This window comes from Azospirillum thermophilum (genome assembly GCF_003130795.1).
Taxonomy (GTDB): domain Bacteria; phylum Pseudomonadota; class Alphaproteobacteria; order Azospirillales; family Azospirillaceae; genus Azospirillum; species Azospirillum thermophilum.
This window is the reverse complement of record NZ_CP029353.1, coordinates 1279212-1295322: the sequence shown is the minus strand read 5'-3', so window position 1 is coordinate 1295322 and position 16111 is coordinate 1279212. Positions and strand designations below refer to the sequence as shown.

Genomic DNA, 16111 nt, shown 5'->3' with positions numbered 1-16111 from the left:
CCGCGCCACCGCCAAGGCGACCGCCGCCTGGCTGTGCAAGGAGGCCGGGAAACAGCGCAAGGCCCTGCCGGCGCTCTGGAAGACATTCCGCGAGACGCCGGTCTTCTGGGCCTGAGCGCCGGGTTCGCCGCGCCTACAGCGTCCCCGGGTACGCCCCGCCGTCCAGCAGCACGTTCTGGCCGGTCATGAATCCGGCGTGGGCGGAGCAAAGGAAGGCGCAGGTGGCGCCGAACTCGGCGGGGTCGCCGAAGCGGCCGGCCGGATTGGTCCTGCGCCGGGCGGCCATCTCCTCGTCCACCGTGCGGCCGGCGGCCCTGGCGGCGCCCTCCATGGTGGCGCGCAGCCGGTCCGTCTCGAAGGGGCCGGGCAGCAGGTTGTTGATGGTGACGTTGTGCCGCACCGTCTCGCGCGCCAGACCGGCGATGAAGCCGGTCAGCCCGCTGCGCGCACCGTTCGACAGGCCGAGAATCGGGATCGGCGCCTTCACCGCGCCCGAGGTGATGTTGACGATCCGCCCGAACTTCCGGGCGATCATGCCGTCGACCGTCGCCTTGATGAGGAAGATCGGCGCCAGCATGTTGGCGTCGACCGCGCGGATCCAGTCCTCCCGCTCCCAGTCGCGGAAGTTGCCGGGCGGCGGCCCGCCGGCGTTGTTCACCAGGATGTCGGGCTCCGGACAGGCCTTCAGCACCGCGGCCCGCCCCTCCTCCGTCGTGATGTCGCCGGGGACGGTCGTCACCGCCGCGCCGGTGGCCTTGCGAATCTCCTCCGCGGTCGCCTCCAGCAGGTCGGCACCGCGGGCGGTGATGGTCACCTCCACCCCTTCGCGGGCGAGCGCCAGGGCGCAGGCCTTACCCAGCCCCTTGCTCGCTGCGCACACGATGGCGCGGCGTCCGGCGATTCCGAGGTCCATTCTTCGTCTCCTCCGCTTCCCGTTCCAGATCCGCCAGCACCTCGCGGGCCAGCGGCACCGTCACCCGCCGGTGCGCGGCGAGCGAGGCGCGATCGAGCGCCGCCACCACCACGCGGGCCGCGTCCAGCGACCGCTCCATGCGGGTCAGCAGATAGGTCACCAGCTCCAGCCCCGGCCGCAACTGGCGGTCGGCGAACAGCTTCACCAGCACGGCGGCGAGCAGGGCGTCGTCCGGCGCCTCAACCGCCACCGCGGGCGCCCCCTTCAGGCGCGAGCGCAGGTCGGCCAGCCTGACCCGCCAGCGCGACGGCGGCTTGCGCGACAGCAGCAGCAGATGGCCGCCCGACTCGCGGGCGAGGTTGTAGAGGTGGAACAGCGCCTCCTCCCGCGCCGGCTTGCCGGCGACGGCATCGGCCGACTCGACGATCACCGCGTTGGCGCGGGCGAGCAGCGCCGGCAGGTCGGCACGGTCGAGAGCCGCCCCGTCGACGATCACCGCCCGGCTGCGCGCCCGCCAGACATGGCCGAGATGCGTCTTGCCGCCGCCCGCCGGCCCGTAGACGGTCAGCGCCGGCGCCGGCCAGGACGGCCAGCGGTCGAGCCACGCCACCGCATCGGCGTTGCTGGGCGCCACCAGGAAATCCTCGCAGCCCATGGCGGCGCGGTGGCCGAGGTCGAGGGGAAGCTGCGCCGGCAGGCTCATCGGGACACTCTCACGGGTCGATCCCGCGATAATAGGGGCTGTCGAGATAACGGCCGAGCGCGAAGCGTACCAGCACCCCGATGACCGCCGCCACCGGCACCGCCAGCAGGACCCCGACGAAGCCGAACAGCGTGCCGCCGGCCAGCAGCGCGAAGATCACCCACACGGCGTGCAGCCCGACGCGGTCGCCCACCAGCTTGGGCGTCAGGACGTTGCCCTCCACCGCCTGGCCGAGCAGGAAGATGCCGACCACCAGCGCGACCCGCCACAGATCGTCGAACTGAAGCAGGGCGAGCCCGGTGCTGGCCACGAAGCCGAACAGCGTCCCGACATAGGGGATGAAGGACAGCACGCCGGAGACGAGCCCGATCACCAGCCCGAAGTCCAGCCCCGCCGCCGACAGGGCCAGGGCATAGAATCCGCCGAGCACGAGACAGACCGTCGCCTGCCCGCGCACGAAACCGGACAGCGTCGCATCGACCTCCCGCGCCTGCTCCCGGATGGTCTCGGCATGCTGGCGCGGCAGCCAGCCGTTCACCTTCTCCACCATCAGGTCCCAGTCGCGCATCAGGTAGAAGGCGATGACCGGCGTGATGAACAGGACGGAGAAGACGTCGAACAGCGCCAACCCGCTCGACAGCAGGCCGCTCAGAACGCGGGCCACCCAGCCGACGACGTCGCCGGCATAGGCGCCGGCCGCGCTGCGCAGCCGCTCCACGTCGTCCGGCGACAGGCGGTGGACCAGCCGGTCGACCGCCGGCAGGATCCGTTCCTTGACGATCGCCGCATAGGTCGGCAGCACCTCCAGCAGGTGCGACACCTGGGCCTGGACCAGCGGCACCAGCAGCAGGCCGAACAGCACCAGCACGATCACGAAGCACAGCAGGACCAGCGTGGTGGCGAGCCAGCGCGGAAGGCCCCACTCCTCGAAACGGTCGACCAGCGGGTCGAGCAGATAGGCGACGGCCAGCCCGACCACGAAGGGCAGCAGCATGCCGGACAGAATCCACAGGGCCAGGGCGAACAGCCCCAGCCCGATCAGCCAGAACCGGATATGCCGCGACGACGCCGGTCCGTCGGGACCCGTCACGACACGCCCCCATGCCGATTGAACAGCAGCCCGCCCCGCCACGCATAGCCGAGGCCCGACGCGATGGTCGTCGCGGCGCAGGCGTACACCAGAAGCGGCACCAGCGGCTGCCCCGCCGCCTCCAGCGGCGGCATGCCGAGGCCCGGCGGCGCCAGCACGGCCGCCGCCAGCGCGATCTGCACCACCGTGTTGATCTTGCTGATGTAGAGCGGCTGCATCGCCAGCGTCTCCTTCAGCGTGTAGAGCAGCATGACGCCGCCGACGATCATCACGTCGCGGAAGACGACCAGCATGACGAGCCACAGCGGAATCTGCCCGACATAGCCCAGCGCCATGTAGACGCCGACGATCAGCGCCTTGTCGGCGATGGGGTCGAGATAGCCGCCCAGCACGGTGCGGGCCCGGAACATGCGGGCGATCGCGCCGTCCAGCCCGTCCGACACCCCGGCCGCCACGAACAGCCAGAAGGCCCAGCCGGCATCGCCGGTCAGGATCATGTACATGGCCACCGGCACCGCCAGGATGCGGAAGAAGGTGATGATGTTGGGAATGCTCAACGCGCCTGCTCCGCCACCGTTTGCACCAGGTTCCCCGGCGACAACCGGCGAAAGGGAAAACCTCTCCCTCCCTCCGGGAGAGGGGCGCCCCCTCGCCTCCCGGAGAGACGGATCACGTCACTGCCGGACGCTGCCGACCGGAAGGGTGCCGAGGTTGCGCGGCGGCGCCCCCAGTCCGGAGGGGGTGGCGGCCGCACCGGAGGACGAGGACGGCGCCGGGATCGACGCGGGCGCGCCGAACGGGGTCGAGCCGGTGAGCGGGGTCGCAGCCCCCGCCCCGCCGGCGGGGGCGACGGCGCCCGCCTGCTCGCCCGAGCCGCGCGGCAGCAGGGTGAGCTGCCAGTCGGCGGTCGGCTGGCCGGGGACCGGCTGCATCGCTCCCGGCACCCCGCCGGCGGTGCTGCGGGTCAGGCCGAGGTCGCGCCGCGCCAGCGACTGGCGCAGCCGCTCGGGGTCGCCGCGGTGGGTCAGCGAGACCAGCGCCTCGCTCCGGGTCAGCGACACGACGTCGGTCCGGGTCAGTCCGGCGATGCCGGTCAGCCGCTTGCGCGTCTCCACCCAGTCCTCCAGCCGCGCCAGCGGAACGCGGACCAGGGTGGTCTGCTCCGGCCCGGTCGCCACCATGTTGTCGCGGCGCCACGAGTCGTCGAGCGACGCGCCGACGAAGGTGACGGCGCGGCTCAGGAAGTCGTTGGGCCGGTCGGACCCGTCGGCCTTGACGTTGACGGTCTGCGTATCGCGCACGCCGTCCGGCATGTAGCGGGTGACCTCCACCGTCATGCCGCGGGCGAGATCCGGGCCGTTGCCGCCCATCTCGGTCCGGGCGACGATGACGCCGCCGGCCCTGTAGCGCTGGGCGATGCGGGCCAGAGCCTCCTGGTTGCCGGCCAGCGCCTCCTCGGCGCTGATGGCCTGCACGTCGGGCAGTTCGCCGTCCGGCACGACGAGCGGCACGAGGTTGGAGCTGGCGGGACGCTCCTCCCAGGCGGCGCGCCAGGCGGTGCGGTCCTGCCACAGCACCGGCGTCCCGTCGACGACGGTGACCGGCAGCACGACGAAGGGACGCGACGGCGGTTCGACATACTGGGCGCTGGCGGAGCCGCCGATGGCCTCGCGCACCGCATTGGGGCGGAAGCGGACGGTGATCGAGCCGACATAGCGGGTGGCCGACACCTTCTCGTCGTCGATCTCGAAGCCCTGGACCAGCCGGGCGAGGTCGTTGTCGGAGACGCGCGGGGCGCTCCCGCCGGGCACCAGCCGCTTGTAGAGCTCCGCCCAGGCCTTCACCTGCGCCTCGCGAATCGCCTGGTCGCGGGCGGCGTTGGCGTTGGCGGCGTTCACGTCCACCTTCACCCCGGTGACGGCGAACGGATCGGCCGCGCTGTTGGCGCTCGGCCCGGTGGCAGGCAATCCGGTGGCGGGCAGCGCGGCCGGCATCGTCGGCTGGGGCGGGGTCTGCGCGCCGGCGGACCCGGCAACAGCCACGAGAGCAACGGCGAAGCCCGCGAACAGCGGCGCGCGGCGGCGGTGGAGCATTGCAATGCCTTCCGATTCGAGTATGTTCGGCCCGTGCCTAAGGCCCGGTTATATAGCCCAGCCCAAGCGAGGATACCATCAGCACCCAGTCCTATAACACGTCCGACGCCTACAAGCAGGCTGGCGTGGACATCGACGCGGGCAACGCGCTTGTCGAAGCGATCAAGCCGCTCGCCCGCTCCACCGCGCGCCCCGGGTCCGACGCGGGCCTGGGCGGATTCGGCGCGCTGTTCGACCTTCGGGCCGCCGGCTACAAGGACCCGCTGCTGGTCGCGACGACGGACGGCGTCGGCACCAAGCTGAAGGTCGCGATCCTGGCGGACCGCCACGACACGGTCGGCATCGACCTCGTGGCGATGTGCGTCAACGACCTCGTGGTCCAGGGCGCCGAGCCGCTGCTGTTCCTCGACTATTACGCCACGGGCAAGCTGGACGTCACCGCCGGCCGCGCCATCGTGTCGGGCATCGCCGAGGGCTGCCGCCAGGCCGGCTGCGCGCTGGTCGGCGGCGAGACGGCCGAGATGCCGGGCATGTATTCGGACGGCGACTACGACCTCGCCGGCTTCGCCGTGGGGGCCGTGGAGCGCGAGCACGCGCTGACCGGCGCCGCCGTCCAGGCGGGCGACGTGGTGCTCGGCCTCGCCTCGACCGGCGTGCATTCCAACGGCTATTCGCTGGTGCGCAAGCTGGTGGAGACATCCGGCCTCGGCTACGACGCCGCCTGCCCGTGGGACGGGTCGAAGACGCTGGGCGAGGCGCTGCTGACGCCGACGCGCATCTATGTGAAGAGCACGCTGCAGGCCGTGCGCGCCGGCATGGTGCGGGCGATGGCCCACATCACCGGCGGCGGCCTGATCGAGAACATCCCGCGCGTCCTGCCGGACGGGCTGGGCGTGACGCTCGACGCCTCGACCTGGACCCTGCCCCCGGTCTTCTCCTGGCTGATGAAGACGGGCGGCATCCCGGCCTACGAGATGGCACGCACCTTCAACGTCGGGCTCGGCATGGTCGTCGTCGTCCCGGCCGAGAAGGCGGACGAGGCCGTCGCGATCCTGTCCAAGGCCGGCGAGACGGTCAGCCGCGTCGGCACCGTCCACGCCATCAGGGACGGCGACGCCCGCGTCACCGTCACCGGCATGGACCAGGCCTGGGGCGCGTAAGGTGTCGAAGCTGAAGCTGGGCGTCCTGATCTCGGGCCGGGGGAGCAATCTCCAGGCCCTGATCGACGCCTGTGCCGCCGCGGACTTCCCGGCGGAGATCGTGCTGGTCCTGTCCAACAAGGCCGATGCCTTCGGGCTGGAGCGGGCCTCGTCCGCCGGCATCCCGACCGCCGTGGTCAGCCATCGCGACTTCCCCGGCGACAAGCCGGCCTTCGAAGCCGCGATGGACGGCAAGCTGCGCGACGCCGGGGTGGAACTGGTCTGCCTCGCGGGCTTCATGCGGCTGCTGTCCCCCTGGTTCGTCGGGCGCTGGCAGGACAGGCTGATCAACATCCATCCCTCCCTGCTGCCCTCCTTCAAGGGGCTGGACACCCACCAGCGGGCGCTCGACGCCGGGGTGCGCTTCCACGGCTGCACGGTGCACGTCGTGCGGCCGGCGATGGACGACGGGCCGATCATCGCCCAGGCTGCCGTGCCGGTGCTGCCCGGCGACGACGCCGACCGTCTGGCCGAGCGGGTCCTCGCCTGCGAACACGCGCTCTATCCGCATGCCGTCCGCCTGCTGGCCGAGGGCCGGGCACGGGTGGAGGGCGACCGCGTGGTGATCGGGGGACCGGCGGTCGAAGTTCCGGCGGTGATCAACCCGCCGCTCTGAAGCGCTCCCGCCCCTCCTTGCCGGAAACTGTTGCGATTCCCAACTGTCGCGGCACAATCGTCGGCAACGAAAACCAAGGAGGGTTCATCATGGCTGTTGCGAGCACCGAGCATCCCCCGGTCAGCGACGAGATCGTGCGGGAGCGGACCGAGAACTGGCTGGCCTTCACCCGTTTCGTCAAGATCGGCACCGTCGGAGTGGTTGTCCTCCTGGCCCTGATGGCGCTCTTCCTGCTGTAGGCCCGGGCCGGTCCGGACGGCAGGCCGCCGGCCACGAATCGAAAAAGCCCTTCTCCGGCACCGGGGAAGGGCTTTTGTTTCGAGGTGGCCGGCGGATGCCCGGCAACCGATCGGGACCGGCGTTAGCCGATGATGACCTCCGCGTCCTCATCGTCCTGCGGGGCGCGGCCGAGCAGCAGATCGGTGGCGTCGAGCGTCAGCGCCTCGATCTCCTCCTGGCGCTGGTCCTCGGGCAGGCGCAGCGCGTGCATCACCTGGGTCGCCAGATGGATCAGCAGGGCGCGCACGCAGTCGTCCTCGGGATATTCGAGCTGGACCGTGTCCTGCAGGAAGGCGCCGAGCTGCTCCGCCGTGTTCCAGGGGTGGACGATCACCTCCGGAAAACCGCTCTGGCCGAGGAAGACGGTGTTCAGCGCGATCGCCTGGGCGTTGATGCCGTCGATCGCCGAATCGTCGTCCTGCTCGCCGCGCAGCACCCGCTGGAAGGCGGCGAGGCTGTGGTCGATGAAGCCGCGGACCAGCAGTTCCACCACGTTCTGGTCGCCCAGATCGATGCGGCCCTGGACCAGCGAAGGCAGCGGCTCCAGCAGCGCTGCGACGATCGGGTTCGGGGTCTGGCTTTGCAAAGCTGGGCTCTCCTGCTGTTCCGTCCGGCCGCCGGCCGGCGCAATCTTCGGAGATACGCCAGTTTAGTCCGACTGTCCACAAACGCGAAAAGGGGATCCCGGAACGCAAAAGGCCATCCCGCCGGGCGGCGGGATGGCCCCTGCATCAGGACCGGATCAGCCGGGTCGGACGATCAGCCGACCAGCTCGATGCCCGAGAAGAAGAAGGCGATTTCCTGGGCCGCCGTCTCCGGAGCGTCCGAACCGTGGACCGAGTTGGCCTCGATCGACTCGGCGAACTCCTTGCGGATGGTGCCCTCGGCGGCGTTGGCCGGGTTGGTGGCGCCCATGATCTCGCGGTTGCGGGCGATGGCGTTCTCGCCTTCCAGGACCTGCACGACCACCGGGCCGGAGATCATGAAGGAGACGAGGTCGTTGAAGAACGGACGCTCGCGATGCACGCCGTAGAACTGCTCGGCCTGGGCCTTGGAGAGCTGGAGGCGCTTCTGGGCGACGATGCGCAGCCCGCCTTCCTCGAACTTGGCGTTGATCTTGCCGGTCAGGTTGCGACGGGTGGCATCGGGCTTGATGATCGAGAGGGTCCGTTCGACGGCCATGGTGGGCTCCTGTTGCGAAAGCTTAAAAGGCGCCTTCCGCAGGTCCGGGGCGCCGTTGCGCGGCTTTATAGGCGGGCTTTCCCGCCTCGGCAACCGGTTCGTTGCACCGGGCCCCTTCTCTTCGCCGAAAGCGCCCCCATCTGGGGGCGGACCGGAGCGCGGCCGGGGGCAAGAATGCGCCCCGGACGTGCCGCCGCTTCAAATCGCCCCCGCCCCCGTGGTACATCCGCCACTGACATGCTGCACATCAACGACCTGACTTTCCGCTTCGGCGGGCGCGTTCTGTTCGACCGGGCGACCGCGGTGGTGCCGAAGGGCCACCGCGTGGCGCTGGTCGGGCGCAACGGCACCGGCAAATCGACCCTGCTGAAGCTGATCGCCGGTCAGCTCCAGACGGATGCGGGCGCCATCACCGTCCCCGCCGGGATGAAGATCGGCATGGTGGCGCAGGAGGCGCCGTCCGGCCCGGTCAGCCTGATCGACACCGTGCTCGCCGCCGACAAGGAGCGCACCGCCCTGCTGGAGGAGGCGGAGACGGCGACCGATCCCCTGCGCATCGGCGAGATCCATGCGCGGCTAGCCGACATCGAGGCGCATTCCGCCCCGGCCCGTGCCGCGCAGATCCTCTCCGGCCTGGGCTTCGATGCCGAGGCGCAGGCGCGGCCCTGCTCCGACTTCTCCGGCGGCTGGCGGATGCGCGTGGCGCTCGCCGGCGTCCTGTTCGCCCGGCCCGACCTGCTGCTGCTCGACGAGCCGACGAACCACCTGGACCTGGAAGCGACGATCTGGCTGGAAGGCTATCTGCGGACCTATCCGCACACCATCCTGCTGGTCAGCCACGACCGCGACCTGCTGAACAAGGTGCCGACCACCACGATCCATGTGGATCAGGGCAAGCTGGTCACCTATGCCGGCAACTACGACCAGTTCCTGAAGCAGCGCCGCGCCAACCAGGAGCGGCTGCAGGCGATGGCGACCAAGCAGGAGGCCAAGCGCAAGCACATGATGGCCTTCGTGGAGCGCTTCCGCTACAAGGCCACCAAGGCCCGCCAGGCGCAGAGCCGCCTGAAGGCGCTGGAGAAGCTGGAGACCATCGCGCTGATGGAGGACGACCCGGACGTCGTCTTCAACTTCCCGCAGCCGGACGAGCTGGCCCCGCCGCTGATCGCGCTGGACGGGGTCACCATCGGATATGGCGACAAGGCCATCCTGCGCCGGGTCAACCTGCGCATCGACATGGACGACCGCATCGCGCTGCTCGGCGCCAACGGCAACGGCAAGTCGACGCTGGTGAAGCTGCTGGCCGGCCGCCTGCAGCCGATGGACGGCGAGATGCGCCGCTCCTCCAAGCTGCGCGTCGGCTATTTCGCCCAGCATCAGGCGGAGGAGCTGGATCTGTCGCTGACGCCGATCCAGCAGACCCAGCGCGCCATGCCGCTGGCGCCGGAGGAGAAGGTCCGCGCCCATCTCGGCCGTTTCGGCTTCCCGCAGACCAAGGCGGAGACGCGGATCGCCGACCTGTCCGGCGGCGAGAAGGCCCGGCTGCTGCTGGCGCTGATGAGCCGCGAGGCCCCCCACATCCTGATGCTGGACGAGCCGACCAACCACCTGGACATCGACAGCCGCGAGGCGCTGATCGAGGCGATCAACGGGTTCCAGGGGGCGGTGATCCTCATCAGCCACGATCCCCACCTGATCGAGCTGACCGCCGACCGGCTGCTGCTGGTCGCCGACGGCACGGTGAAGCCCTATGACGGCGACATCGACGACTACCGCCGCTATCTGCTGGACCGCGCGAAGGTCGAGCGGGCGGTGGCGAAGGGCGACGCCGACAGCGGCCCCAGCCGCAAGGACCAGCGGCGCGCCGCCGCCGAGACCCGCGCCGCCCTCGCCCCGCTGAAGCGCAAGGCCACCGATGCCGAGGCGCTGGTGACGAGGCTGAGCGAGGAGAAGCGGAAGATCGAGACCAGGCTGTCCGATCCCGCCCTCTATGACGGGCCGGCCGACACGCTGACCAAGCTGCAGATCGACCTCGGCGCCGTCGAGAAGAAGCTCGCCGCCGCGGAGGAGAGCTGGCTGGAGGCGCTGGAGACCTACGAGATGGCGGCAGCGGAGGCCGGCGCGTGAGCGGACAGGCGTGGCGCAAACCCGCCGTGACGGCGGACGAGGCGGACTTCCCCGGTCTGGCCGGGCAGTCCGGGGCGGACCGGGAACCGGAGCGCACCTCCGACGTCATCGCCCAGTTCCGCGCCACCCTGCCCGCCGGCCGCGTTTCGCTGGGCGACCTGATCCGGGCGCTCGGCGACCGCTCGCTCGGCACCATCCTGCTGGCCCTGTCGCTGCCGACGGTCGCCCCGGTGCCGCTCGGCGTCTCCTGCCTGTTCGACCTGCCGATCCTGCTGTTCGCCGCCCAGCTCGCCTTCGGCAGGCGTGGCGCGCGGCTGCCGGACTGGCTGCTGCGCTGCTCGGTCAGCCGGTCGATGGCCGGCCGCATGATCGATGCCGCCATGCCGCGGCTGTGCTGGATCGAGCGCATGCTGAAGCCGCGCGTGCCTCGGCTGGCCGCCATCGACCGCGAGCGGTGGTTCGGCTTCCTGCTGCTGCTGCTCACCATCACCTGCATCGTCCCCCTGCCGCTGACCGGCTGGCTGCCGGGCTTCGCGCTGGTGCTGATCTCGCTCGGCCTGATCGAGCGGGACGGGGCGGCGATCGGCGTCGGGCTCGGCCTGACGGTGGCCGCCTTCAGCTTCTTCGCCCTGGTCGCCAGCAGTATTTCCTACGCCGGCCAGCAGCTTTTCTCCTGATCGTCACAGTTGTAACGAAGGTTTCATTGTAACGGCCAAGCCTTCGGTTGCGGCCGGAGCATCGTTTCGGACATAAGGTCTGTCAGGTTCGTCTGGCACGGGACCGGCAAGGTCCCCCGCGTGTTATGGCCCCGAGAATTCCACTCAACCGCCAACGCCGAAAGACCGATCATGCATCCGACCGACCTTTCCGCCGACCGGAACGACGCCCCGAACGCCAAGTGGCTGTTCTTCAAGCGCTGGCTGGCCAACCCGCTGGCGATGGGCTCGATCACCCCGTCCTCGCCCTCGCTGCGCCGGATCATCGGCCGCAACCTCGTCTGCGGTCCCGATCAGGTGGTCGTCGAGTTCGGCGGCGGCACCGGCGCCGTCACCCGCGCCATCCTGGAGGCCGGCATTCCCGGCGACCGCGTCTACAGCTTCGAGATCGACCGCGAGCTCGCCGGCTTCCTGCGCGGCCATTACCCGGACGTCACGGTGATCGCCGAGGATTGCCGCAAGGCGGCCGAGGTGCTGGGGCCGGAGCTGTCCGGCAGGGTCGGCACCGTCATCATCGGAATCCCGATGATCACCTTCCCGCTGGAGTTCCAGCGCGAGGTGCTGGACGCCACCTTCCGCATCATGCCGGCGGGCAGCCGCTTCCTGCTCTACACCTACATGCCGCATTCGCCGCTGAACCGGCAGGCCCTGGGCCTGACGGGGGAGCGGGTCGGCTTCACGCCGCTGAACGTGCCGCCGGCCTCGGTCTGGGGCTACCGCCGGGCCTGACCGCCCTTCCGCGGCGCCCGCACCAGCAGACCGTCGGTCCAGCCCGGCGGCAGCAGGGAGAGAAGCCAGACCGACGCCGCCATCGGCAGCGGAAAGGCGATGCGCGCCCTGTTGCGCTCCAGCCCGCGGCGGATGACGCGGGCGGCAGCCTCGGTCTCCATCAGGAAGGGCATGGGAAAGCGGTTCACGGCGGTCATCCGGCTCTTCACGAAGCCGGGGCAGATCACCGAGACGCCGACCCCCTCCGCCGCCAGATCGTCGCGCAGGGACTCGCCATAGACCCGCACGGCCGCCTTGGAGGCGCAGTAGGCCGGGGCGCCGGGAAAGCCGCGGAAGGCGGCCAGCGAACTCATCAGCGCGATCTGGCCGCGCCGCCGCACCCGCATCGCCGGCAGCAGCGGATGGACCGTGTTCAGCACGCCGTCGAGGTTGACGGCGAAGATGCGCCGTGCCTGCTCCTCCGTCTCCATCCCGCCGCCGGTCCCGGCGGAGATGCCGGCATTGGCGATCAGCAGGTCGACCGGCGTCCGCGCATCCACCTCGGCCAGCCAGTCGGCCATGCCGGCCCGGTCCGACGAGTCGAGACGGGCGGTCGTCACCGTCGCCCCCTCGGCGCGGCAGCGCGCCGCGACCTCCTCCAGCCGGGCGGCGTCGCGGCCGGTCAGCGCCAGCGCCACCCCCGGCGCCGCGTAGAGCAGCGCCAGCGCCTCCCCGATGCCGCTCGACCCGCCGGTGATGACCACGGAACGCGGAGCCCGCATGCGCCGTTCCCCCTCTGAGCTTGTTGCAGCGTCACGCCACGGTTATAAGGTGCCCACCCCCACAGTTAGTAGCCGAGGTCGCCTTGCCCGCCAAAACTTCCGCTCAGCGCCCCGTCGTCGCCAGCATGACCGGCTTCGCGCGCGTGGACGGCCACGGCGAGGGCTATACCTGGACCTTCGAGGCGAAGAGCGTCAACGGCCGCTCGCTGGACCTCCGCTGCCGGCTGCCCTCGGGCTTCGATTCGATCGAGGCGGCGGCGCGGACCGAGATGCCGAAGCGGCTGGCCCGCGGCAACGTCAACCTGACGCTGACGGTCAACCGCACCCAGTCGGTGTCGCAGCTCCGCATCAACCGCGACCTGCTGGCCCAGGTGCTGGACCTGGCGCGGGAGATCGAGGGGCGGGGGCCGCGGCGCCGCGGCTCGATTCCCTGCTCGCCGTGCGCGGCATCATCGAGCCGGTGGAGGAGGACGAGACGGAGGCGCGCGAGCGTGTCGAGGCGGCGCTGAAGACGGATTTGACCCGGCTGCTCGACCGGCTGGTGGAGGCCCGCGCGGCGGAGGGCAACCGGCTCGCCGTGGTGCTCACCGGCCATCTCGACGAGATCGCCCGGCTGGTCGACGCGGCGGGCGCCTGCGCCGCCACCCAGCCCGAGGCGCTGCGCGAGAAGCTGCGCAACCAGCTCGCCGCCCTGCTGAACGCCGCCCCCGGCCTGCCGGAGGAGCGGCTGGCGCAGGAGGCGGCCATCCTCATCACCAAGGCCGATGTCCGCGAGGAGCTGGACCGGCTGCGCGCCCATATCCAGGCCGCGCGGGAAATGATGGCGGAGGGCGGTGCCATCGGCCGCCGCTTCGACTTCCTCTGCCAGGAATTCAACCGCGAGGCCAACACGCTCTGCTCCAAGTCGGCGGACGTGGAACTGACCCGCATCGGCCTCTCGCTGAAGGCGACGATCGAGCAGCTTCGCGAGCAGGTCCAGAACATCGAGTGACGGTTATGGCTCCGATCAGAAACGACGTTTCCCGCCGCGGCCTGATGCTGGTCCTCTCCTCCCCGTCCGGGGCAGGCAAGACCACGATCTCGCGCCGCCTGCTGGACCGCGATCCCGGCATCGCCATGTCGGTGTCGGTGACCACCCGGCCGATGCGCCCCGGCGAGGTCCCGGGCCGCGACTATTTCTTCATCGACCTGCCGACCTTCGACCGCATGGTCGATGCCGGCGAGCTGCTGGAGCACGCCCGCGTCTTCGGCAACTGCTACGGCACGCCGAAGGGCGCCGTGGAGGATGCGCTGGCGTCGGGCCGCGACGTGCTGTTCGACATCGACTGGCAGGGCACCCAGCAGCTTGCCCAGAACGCGCGGGACGATCTGGTCAGCGTCTTCGTCCTGCCGCCCTCCGGCGCGGAGCTGGAGCGCCGGCTGCACACCCGCGCCCAGGACAGCGCCGAGGTGATCGCCCAGCGCATGGCCAAGGCCTCGGACGAGATCAGCCACTGGGCCGAGTACGACTATGTCATCGTCAACCACGACGTGGACGAGAGCGTGGCGTCGGTGGAGGCCATCCTGCGCGCCGAGCGGCTGCGCCGCCGCCGTCAGGTCGGGCTGCCCCAGTTCGTGAAGGGCATCCAGCAGGCCCTGTGACGGGACGCCTGCCGATGGGACGCCTGCCGCCGGCCCGTCAACCAGCCGCCGGGCGCGTCCGGCCGGAGCGAGGATCGCCATGAAGATCAGCCTGATCCTCCCCGGCCTGTTCCCGGAGGCGCTGGCCGCCACCATCCGCAGCATCTTCGCCGCCTCGCAGGGGCTCGACTACGAGCTGGTGGTCGTCACCCCTTCGAGGTCAACGGGCAGCGCATCCGCTGGGTGAGGGAGGAGACGCCGCGCGGCAACTGCCACGCCCACAAGATCGGCTACGGGGCCGCGACCGGGGACATCATCGTCGCCATGTCCGACGACGCCCGGCTGGTCGCCGGCTGGGCCGACAAGGCGCTGGCCTTCCTGCAGGAGCGCGAGAAGCAAAATCCGCTGCTGTCGGTCGGGCTGCACCGCATGGATTTCCTGATCGGCACGGTCTTCGGCCTCTATTACCCCTACTATCCCTTCGTCCGGCGCAGCACGCTGGAGGCGGTCGGCGGCTATTTCTCCGACGACTACCGCGCCCATTTCACCGACCCCGACCTTGCGCTGCGCATCTGGTCGGCGGGCGGCCGCTGCGAGATCCTGCCGGAGCGGGTGCTGCAGATCGTCGAGCGGGCGCCCGGCGCCGCGTCGGTCGGCACGCCGATGAAGGGCACCGCGCTGGCCCAGGACATGGCGACCTTCCTGTCGCGCTGGGGCGACCGTTACGGCCGCGGCTGGGACCTGTCGCACCTGCGCGGCTTCAACCTGGACATCCGCGGGCTGATGCAGCTCTGCCTCGTGCGTGACCATACGGTCCACTTCAACGATCCACGGCTGGTGGAGCTGTGGCAGAATTTCCAGCGCAACCACGTCCTCTATCACGACGACATGCTGGACAACTGAGCGGCGGGTCTCACTGCCTGCCGAGCAGAGCCTTCACCTTGCGCACCTCGCGGCAGCGGGCCAGACCGGGCCATAGGATCAGCACCGCCTCGCGGTGCGGTGCGAAGCCGTCCGCCAGCGTCAGCGTTTCGACATGCATGCCGGGATGGCTGGCCGGGGCCGGCCGGAGCAACGCGTCCAGGCCGCCGCTCAGCAGCTCGGCGACATCGTCACTGGTCTGGACTTGGACGAAATCAGGGGGATGACGTCTGCCCGCCAATTGGGCGAGCAGCCGGGCCGGCTCCTCCGTCAGATGCCGCGAGATGCCGAGCCGCAGGGCGCGGGCCTCCATCCCCTCCGCAACCTCGTCGGCGACCGCGGATAGCCGTTCGAAGACGTCGGCGACCACCGGCAGCAACGCCTCGCCATGGGCGGTCAGGATCAGGCTGCGGTGCAGGCGCTTGAACAAGGGCACGCCCATCGCCTGTTCCAGATGCTTGACCTGCTGGCTGACGGCGCCGGGGGTTACCGACAGCTCCTCCGCCGCCTGCTTGAAGCTGAGGTGCCGGCCGGCGGCCTCGAACGCGCGCAGACCGTTCAGCGGCGGCAGGCGGTAGCTCATGGAAACTCCAACAGCGGCGAGGGTCCGACCAGTTTCACGATAGTTTTTCTGCGGCAAAAGTCGAGAAAGAATCGTTTGAGCACAGGCGGCGGCTCAGAGAGAAGAGGAAAGCAGTTTCGAGGAGCCTCCGATGCAGACCCGCGCCATCAACGCCTTCGACGCCCAGGTTCCCACCACCGGATACTCCCAGGCGATGGAGATCACCGGCCACAGCCGCGTCCTGTTCATCAGTGGGCAGACCCCGGTCCGCCCCGACGGCACCGTGCCGGAAGGGTTCGCCGCCCAATGCCGCCAAGCCTGGACCAACGTCGAGGCCCAGTTGCGTGCCGCAGGCATGGGACTGGACAATCTGGTGATGCACCGGACCTACATGGCCGACCGCCGCCATGCCCTGGAGAACCGCGCCATCCGCAGCGAGGTTCTGGCCGGCCGCAAGCCGGCCCTGACCGTCATCATCGCCGGCATCTTCGACGAGGACTGGCTGATCGAGATCGAGGCGGTGGCGGTAGCCTAGGCAAAGCCCCGGAGATCGACGTTCGCGACCAATTCAGTGCAACAGACCGATCGTATCGGAAAGGC

19 protein-coding genes and 1 pseudogene are annotated in these 16111 nt (G+C 70.4%); 11 read left to right on the top strand and 9 right to left on the bottom strand.

Features of this window, described 5'->3' with window-relative positions:
- Positions 1-133 precede the first annotated feature (133 nt).
- From DEW08_RS12345 to DEW08_RS12325, 5 genes are all read right to left on the bottom strand, one after another.
- On the bottom strand, positions 134-913 hold the full coding sequence (locus DEW08_RS12345) for an SDR family oxidoreductase (RefSeq protein ID WP_109327511.1): 780 nt from the start codon (positions 911-913) through the stop codon (positions 134-136).
- The gene (locus DEW08_RS12340) at positions 852-1616 is read right to left on the bottom strand and encodes an HdaA/DnaA family protein (protein ID WP_109327509.1); all 765 of its coding nucleotides are present in this window, start codon (positions 1614-1616) and stop codon (positions 852-854) included. Before DEW08_RS12340 ends, DEW08_RS12345 begins: the two co-directional genes overlap by 62 nt.
- A gap of 10 nt (positions 1617-1626) precedes the next feature.
- Positions 1627-2706 (bottom strand): AI-2E family transporter, encoded by a 1080-nt coding sequence (locus DEW08_RS12335; RefSeq protein WP_109327506.1) that lies wholly within the window; start codon positions 2704-2706, stop codon positions 1627-1629.
- The gene (locus DEW08_RS12330) at positions 2703-3263 is read right to left on the bottom strand and encodes a CDP-alcohol phosphatidyltransferase family protein (RefSeq protein WP_109327504.1); all 561 of its coding nucleotides are present in this window, start codon (positions 3261-3263) and stop codon (positions 2703-2705) included. Before DEW08_RS12330 ends, DEW08_RS12335 begins: the two co-directional genes overlap by 4 nt.
- A gap of 117 nt (positions 3264-3380) precedes the next feature.
- A complete protein-coding gene (locus DEW08_RS12325; protein ID WP_109327502.1) occupies positions 3381-4799 on the bottom strand; it encodes a DUF2066 domain-containing protein in 1419 nt (472 codons plus the stop codon).
- A 125-nt stretch (positions 4800-4924) separates the two neighbouring features.
- On the opposite strand from DEW08_RS12325, the gene purM reads away from it, so the two are divergent.
- The 3 genes from purM to DEW08_RS12310 all read left to right on the top strand — a co-directional run bounded on the left by purM (position 4925) and on the right by DEW08_RS12310 (position 6853).
- Positions 4925-5959 carry a phosphoribosylformylglycinamidine cyclo-ligase gene (gene purM, locus DEW08_RS12320; RefSeq protein ID WP_425429094.1) on the top strand — a complete coding sequence of 345 codons (1035 nt, stop codon included), beginning with the start codon at positions 4925-4927 and terminating at the stop codon, positions 5957-5959.
- A gap of 1 nt (position 5960) precedes the next feature.
- Positions 5961-6614, top strand: a complete 654-nt coding sequence (gene purN / locus DEW08_RS12315; protein ID WP_109327498.1) for a phosphoribosylglycinamide formyltransferase — start codon at positions 5961-5963, stop codon at positions 6612-6614.
- 89 nt (positions 6615-6703) lie between these two features.
- Positions 6704-6853 carry an aa3-type cytochrome c oxidase subunit IV gene (locus tag DEW08_RS12310; RefSeq protein ID WP_109327496.1) on the top strand — a complete coding sequence of 50 codons (150 nt, stop codon included), beginning with the start codon at positions 6704-6706 and terminating at the stop codon, positions 6851-6853.
- 122 nt (positions 6854-6975) lie between these two features.
- On the opposite strand, the gene DEW08_RS12305 is transcribed toward DEW08_RS12310, so the two are convergent.
- Positions 6976-7479, bottom strand: coding sequence for a hypothetical protein (locus DEW08_RS12305; RefSeq protein WP_109327494.1), 504 nt, complete (start codon positions 7477-7479; stop codon positions 6976-6978).
- Between the two features lie 173 nt (positions 7480-7652).
- The gene (gene ndk / locus DEW08_RS12300) at positions 7653-8075 is read right to left on the bottom strand and encodes a nucleoside-diphosphate kinase (RefSeq protein WP_109327492.1); all 423 of its coding nucleotides are present in this window, start codon (positions 8073-8075) and stop codon (positions 7653-7655) included.
- A 237-nt stretch (positions 8076-8312) separates the two neighbouring features.
- On the opposite strand from ndk, the gene DEW08_RS12295 reads away from it, so the two are divergent.
- The 3 genes from DEW08_RS12295 to DEW08_RS12285 all read left to right on the top strand — a co-directional run bounded on the left by DEW08_RS12295 (position 8313) and on the right by DEW08_RS12285 (position 11647).
- Entirely contained in the window at positions 8313-10202 is a 1890-nt protein-coding gene (locus DEW08_RS12295; protein WP_109327490.1) for an ABC-F family ATP-binding cassette domain-containing protein, read from the top strand.
- Positions 10199-10879 carry an exopolysaccharide biosynthesis protein gene (locus tag DEW08_RS12290; protein WP_245986177.1) on the top strand — a complete coding sequence of 227 codons (681 nt, stop codon included), beginning with the start codon at positions 10199-10201 and terminating at the stop codon, positions 10877-10879. The genes DEW08_RS12295 and DEW08_RS12290 overlap by 4 nt, the downstream gene beginning before the upstream one ends.
- A gap of 171 nt (positions 10880-11050) precedes the next feature.
- Entirely contained in the window at positions 11051-11647 is a 597-nt protein-coding gene (locus tag DEW08_RS12285; protein ID WP_109327488.1) for a class I SAM-dependent methyltransferase, read from the top strand.
- Here the strand turns inward: DEW08_RS12285 and DEW08_RS12280 are convergent.
- Positions 11632-12408 (bottom strand): SDR family NAD(P)-dependent oxidoreductase, encoded by a 777-nt coding sequence (locus DEW08_RS12280; protein WP_109327486.1) that lies wholly within the window; start codon positions 12406-12408, stop codon positions 11632-11634. The two genes, DEW08_RS12285 and DEW08_RS12280, sit on opposite strands and share 16 nt — an antisense overlap.
- A gap of 125 nt (positions 12409-12533) precedes the next feature.
- Between DEW08_RS12280 and DEW08_RS12275 the strand changes: the two are divergent.
- From DEW08_RS12275 to DEW08_RS12265, 4 genes and pseudogenes are all read left to right on the top strand, one after another.
- A pseudogene (locus DEW08_RS12275) lies at positions 12534-13399 on the top strand (YicC/YloC family endoribonuclease).
- Positions 13400-13404: 5 nt separating this feature from the next.
- The gene (gene gmk, locus DEW08_RS12270; RefSeq protein WP_109327484.1) at positions 13405-14049 is read left to right on the top strand and encodes a guanylate kinase; all 645 of its coding nucleotides are present in this window, start codon (positions 13405-13407) and stop codon (positions 14047-14049) included.
- 79 nt (positions 14050-14128) lie between these two features.
- Positions 14129-14275, top strand: a complete 147-nt coding sequence (locus tag DEW08_RS31175) for a hypothetical protein (protein ID WP_168220352.1) — start codon at positions 14129-14131, stop codon at positions 14273-14275.
- Positions 14272-14931: a glycosyltransferase family 2 protein gene (locus DEW08_RS12265; protein ID WP_109327482.1), complete on the top strand. Its 660-nt coding sequence runs from the start codon at positions 14272-14274 to the stop codon at positions 14929-14931. The genes DEW08_RS31175 and DEW08_RS12265 overlap by 4 nt, the downstream gene beginning before the upstream one ends.
- Positions 14932-14941: 10 nt before the next feature.
- On the opposite strand, the gene DEW08_RS33170 is transcribed toward DEW08_RS12265, so the two are convergent.
- Positions 14942-15532 carry a LysR family transcriptional regulator gene (locus DEW08_RS33170; protein ID WP_109327480.1) on the bottom strand — a complete coding sequence of 197 codons (591 nt, stop codon included), beginning with the start codon at positions 15530-15532 and terminating at the stop codon, positions 14942-14944.
- A 130-nt stretch (positions 15533-15662) separates the two neighbouring features.
- On the opposite strand from DEW08_RS33170, the gene DEW08_RS12255 reads away from it, so the two are divergent.
- Entirely contained in the window at positions 15663-16046 is a 384-nt protein-coding gene (locus tag DEW08_RS12255; protein ID WP_109327478.1) for a RidA family protein, read from the top strand.
- The last annotated feature ends 65 nt before the right edge of the window (positions 16047-16111 follow it).

Excerpts from the sequence above, each read along its gene's own strand:
- DEW08_RS12280 (WP_109327486.1), bottom strand. The coding sequence starts at position 12,408 with ATGCGGGCTCCGCGTTCCGTGGTCATCACCGGCGGGTCGAGCGGCATC.
- DEW08_RS31175 (WP_168220352.1), top strand. The coding sequence starts at position 14,129 with ATGAAGATCAGCCTGATCCTCCCCGGCCTGTTCCCGGAGGCGCTGGCC.
- DEW08_RS12345 (WP_109327511.1), bottom strand. The coding sequence starts at position 913 with ATGGACCTCGGAATCGCCGGACGCCGCGCCATCGTGTGCGCAGCGAGC.
- DEW08_RS12310 (WP_109327496.1), top strand. The coding sequence starts at position 6,704 with ATGGCTGTTGCGAGCACCGAGCATCCCCCGGTCAGCGACGAGATCGTG.
- DEW08_RS12325 (WP_109327502.1), bottom strand. The coding sequence starts at position 4,799 with ATGCTCCACCGCCGCCGCGCGCCGCTGTTCGCGGGCTTCGCCGTTGCT.
- DEW08_RS33170 (WP_109327480.1), bottom strand. The coding sequence starts at position 15,532 with ATGAGCTACCGCCTGCCGCCGCTGAACGGTCTGCGCGCGTTCGAGGCC.
- DEW08_RS12295 (WP_109327490.1), top strand. The coding sequence starts at position 8,313 with ATGCTGCACATCAACGACCTGACTTTCCGCTTCGGCGGGCGCGTTCTG.
- DEW08_RS12340 (WP_109327509.1), bottom strand. The coding sequence starts at position 1,616 with ATGAGCCTGCCGGCGCAGCTTCCCCTCGACCTCGGCCACCGCGCCGCC.
- gmk (WP_109327484.1), top strand. The coding sequence starts at position 13,405 with ATGGCTCCGATCAGAAACGACGTTTCCCGCCGCGGCCTGATGCTGGTC.
- ndk (WP_109327492.1), bottom strand. The coding sequence starts at position 8,075 with ATGGCCGTCGAACGGACCCTCTCGATCATCAAGCCCGATGCCACCCGT.
- DEW08_RS12285 (WP_109327488.1), top strand. The coding sequence starts at position 11,051 with ATGCATCCGACCGACCTTTCCGCCGACCGGAACGACGCCCCGAACGCC.
- DEW08_RS12255 (WP_109327478.1), top strand. The coding sequence starts at position 15,663 with ATGCAGACCCGCGCCATCAACGCCTTCGACGCCCAGGTTCCCACCACC.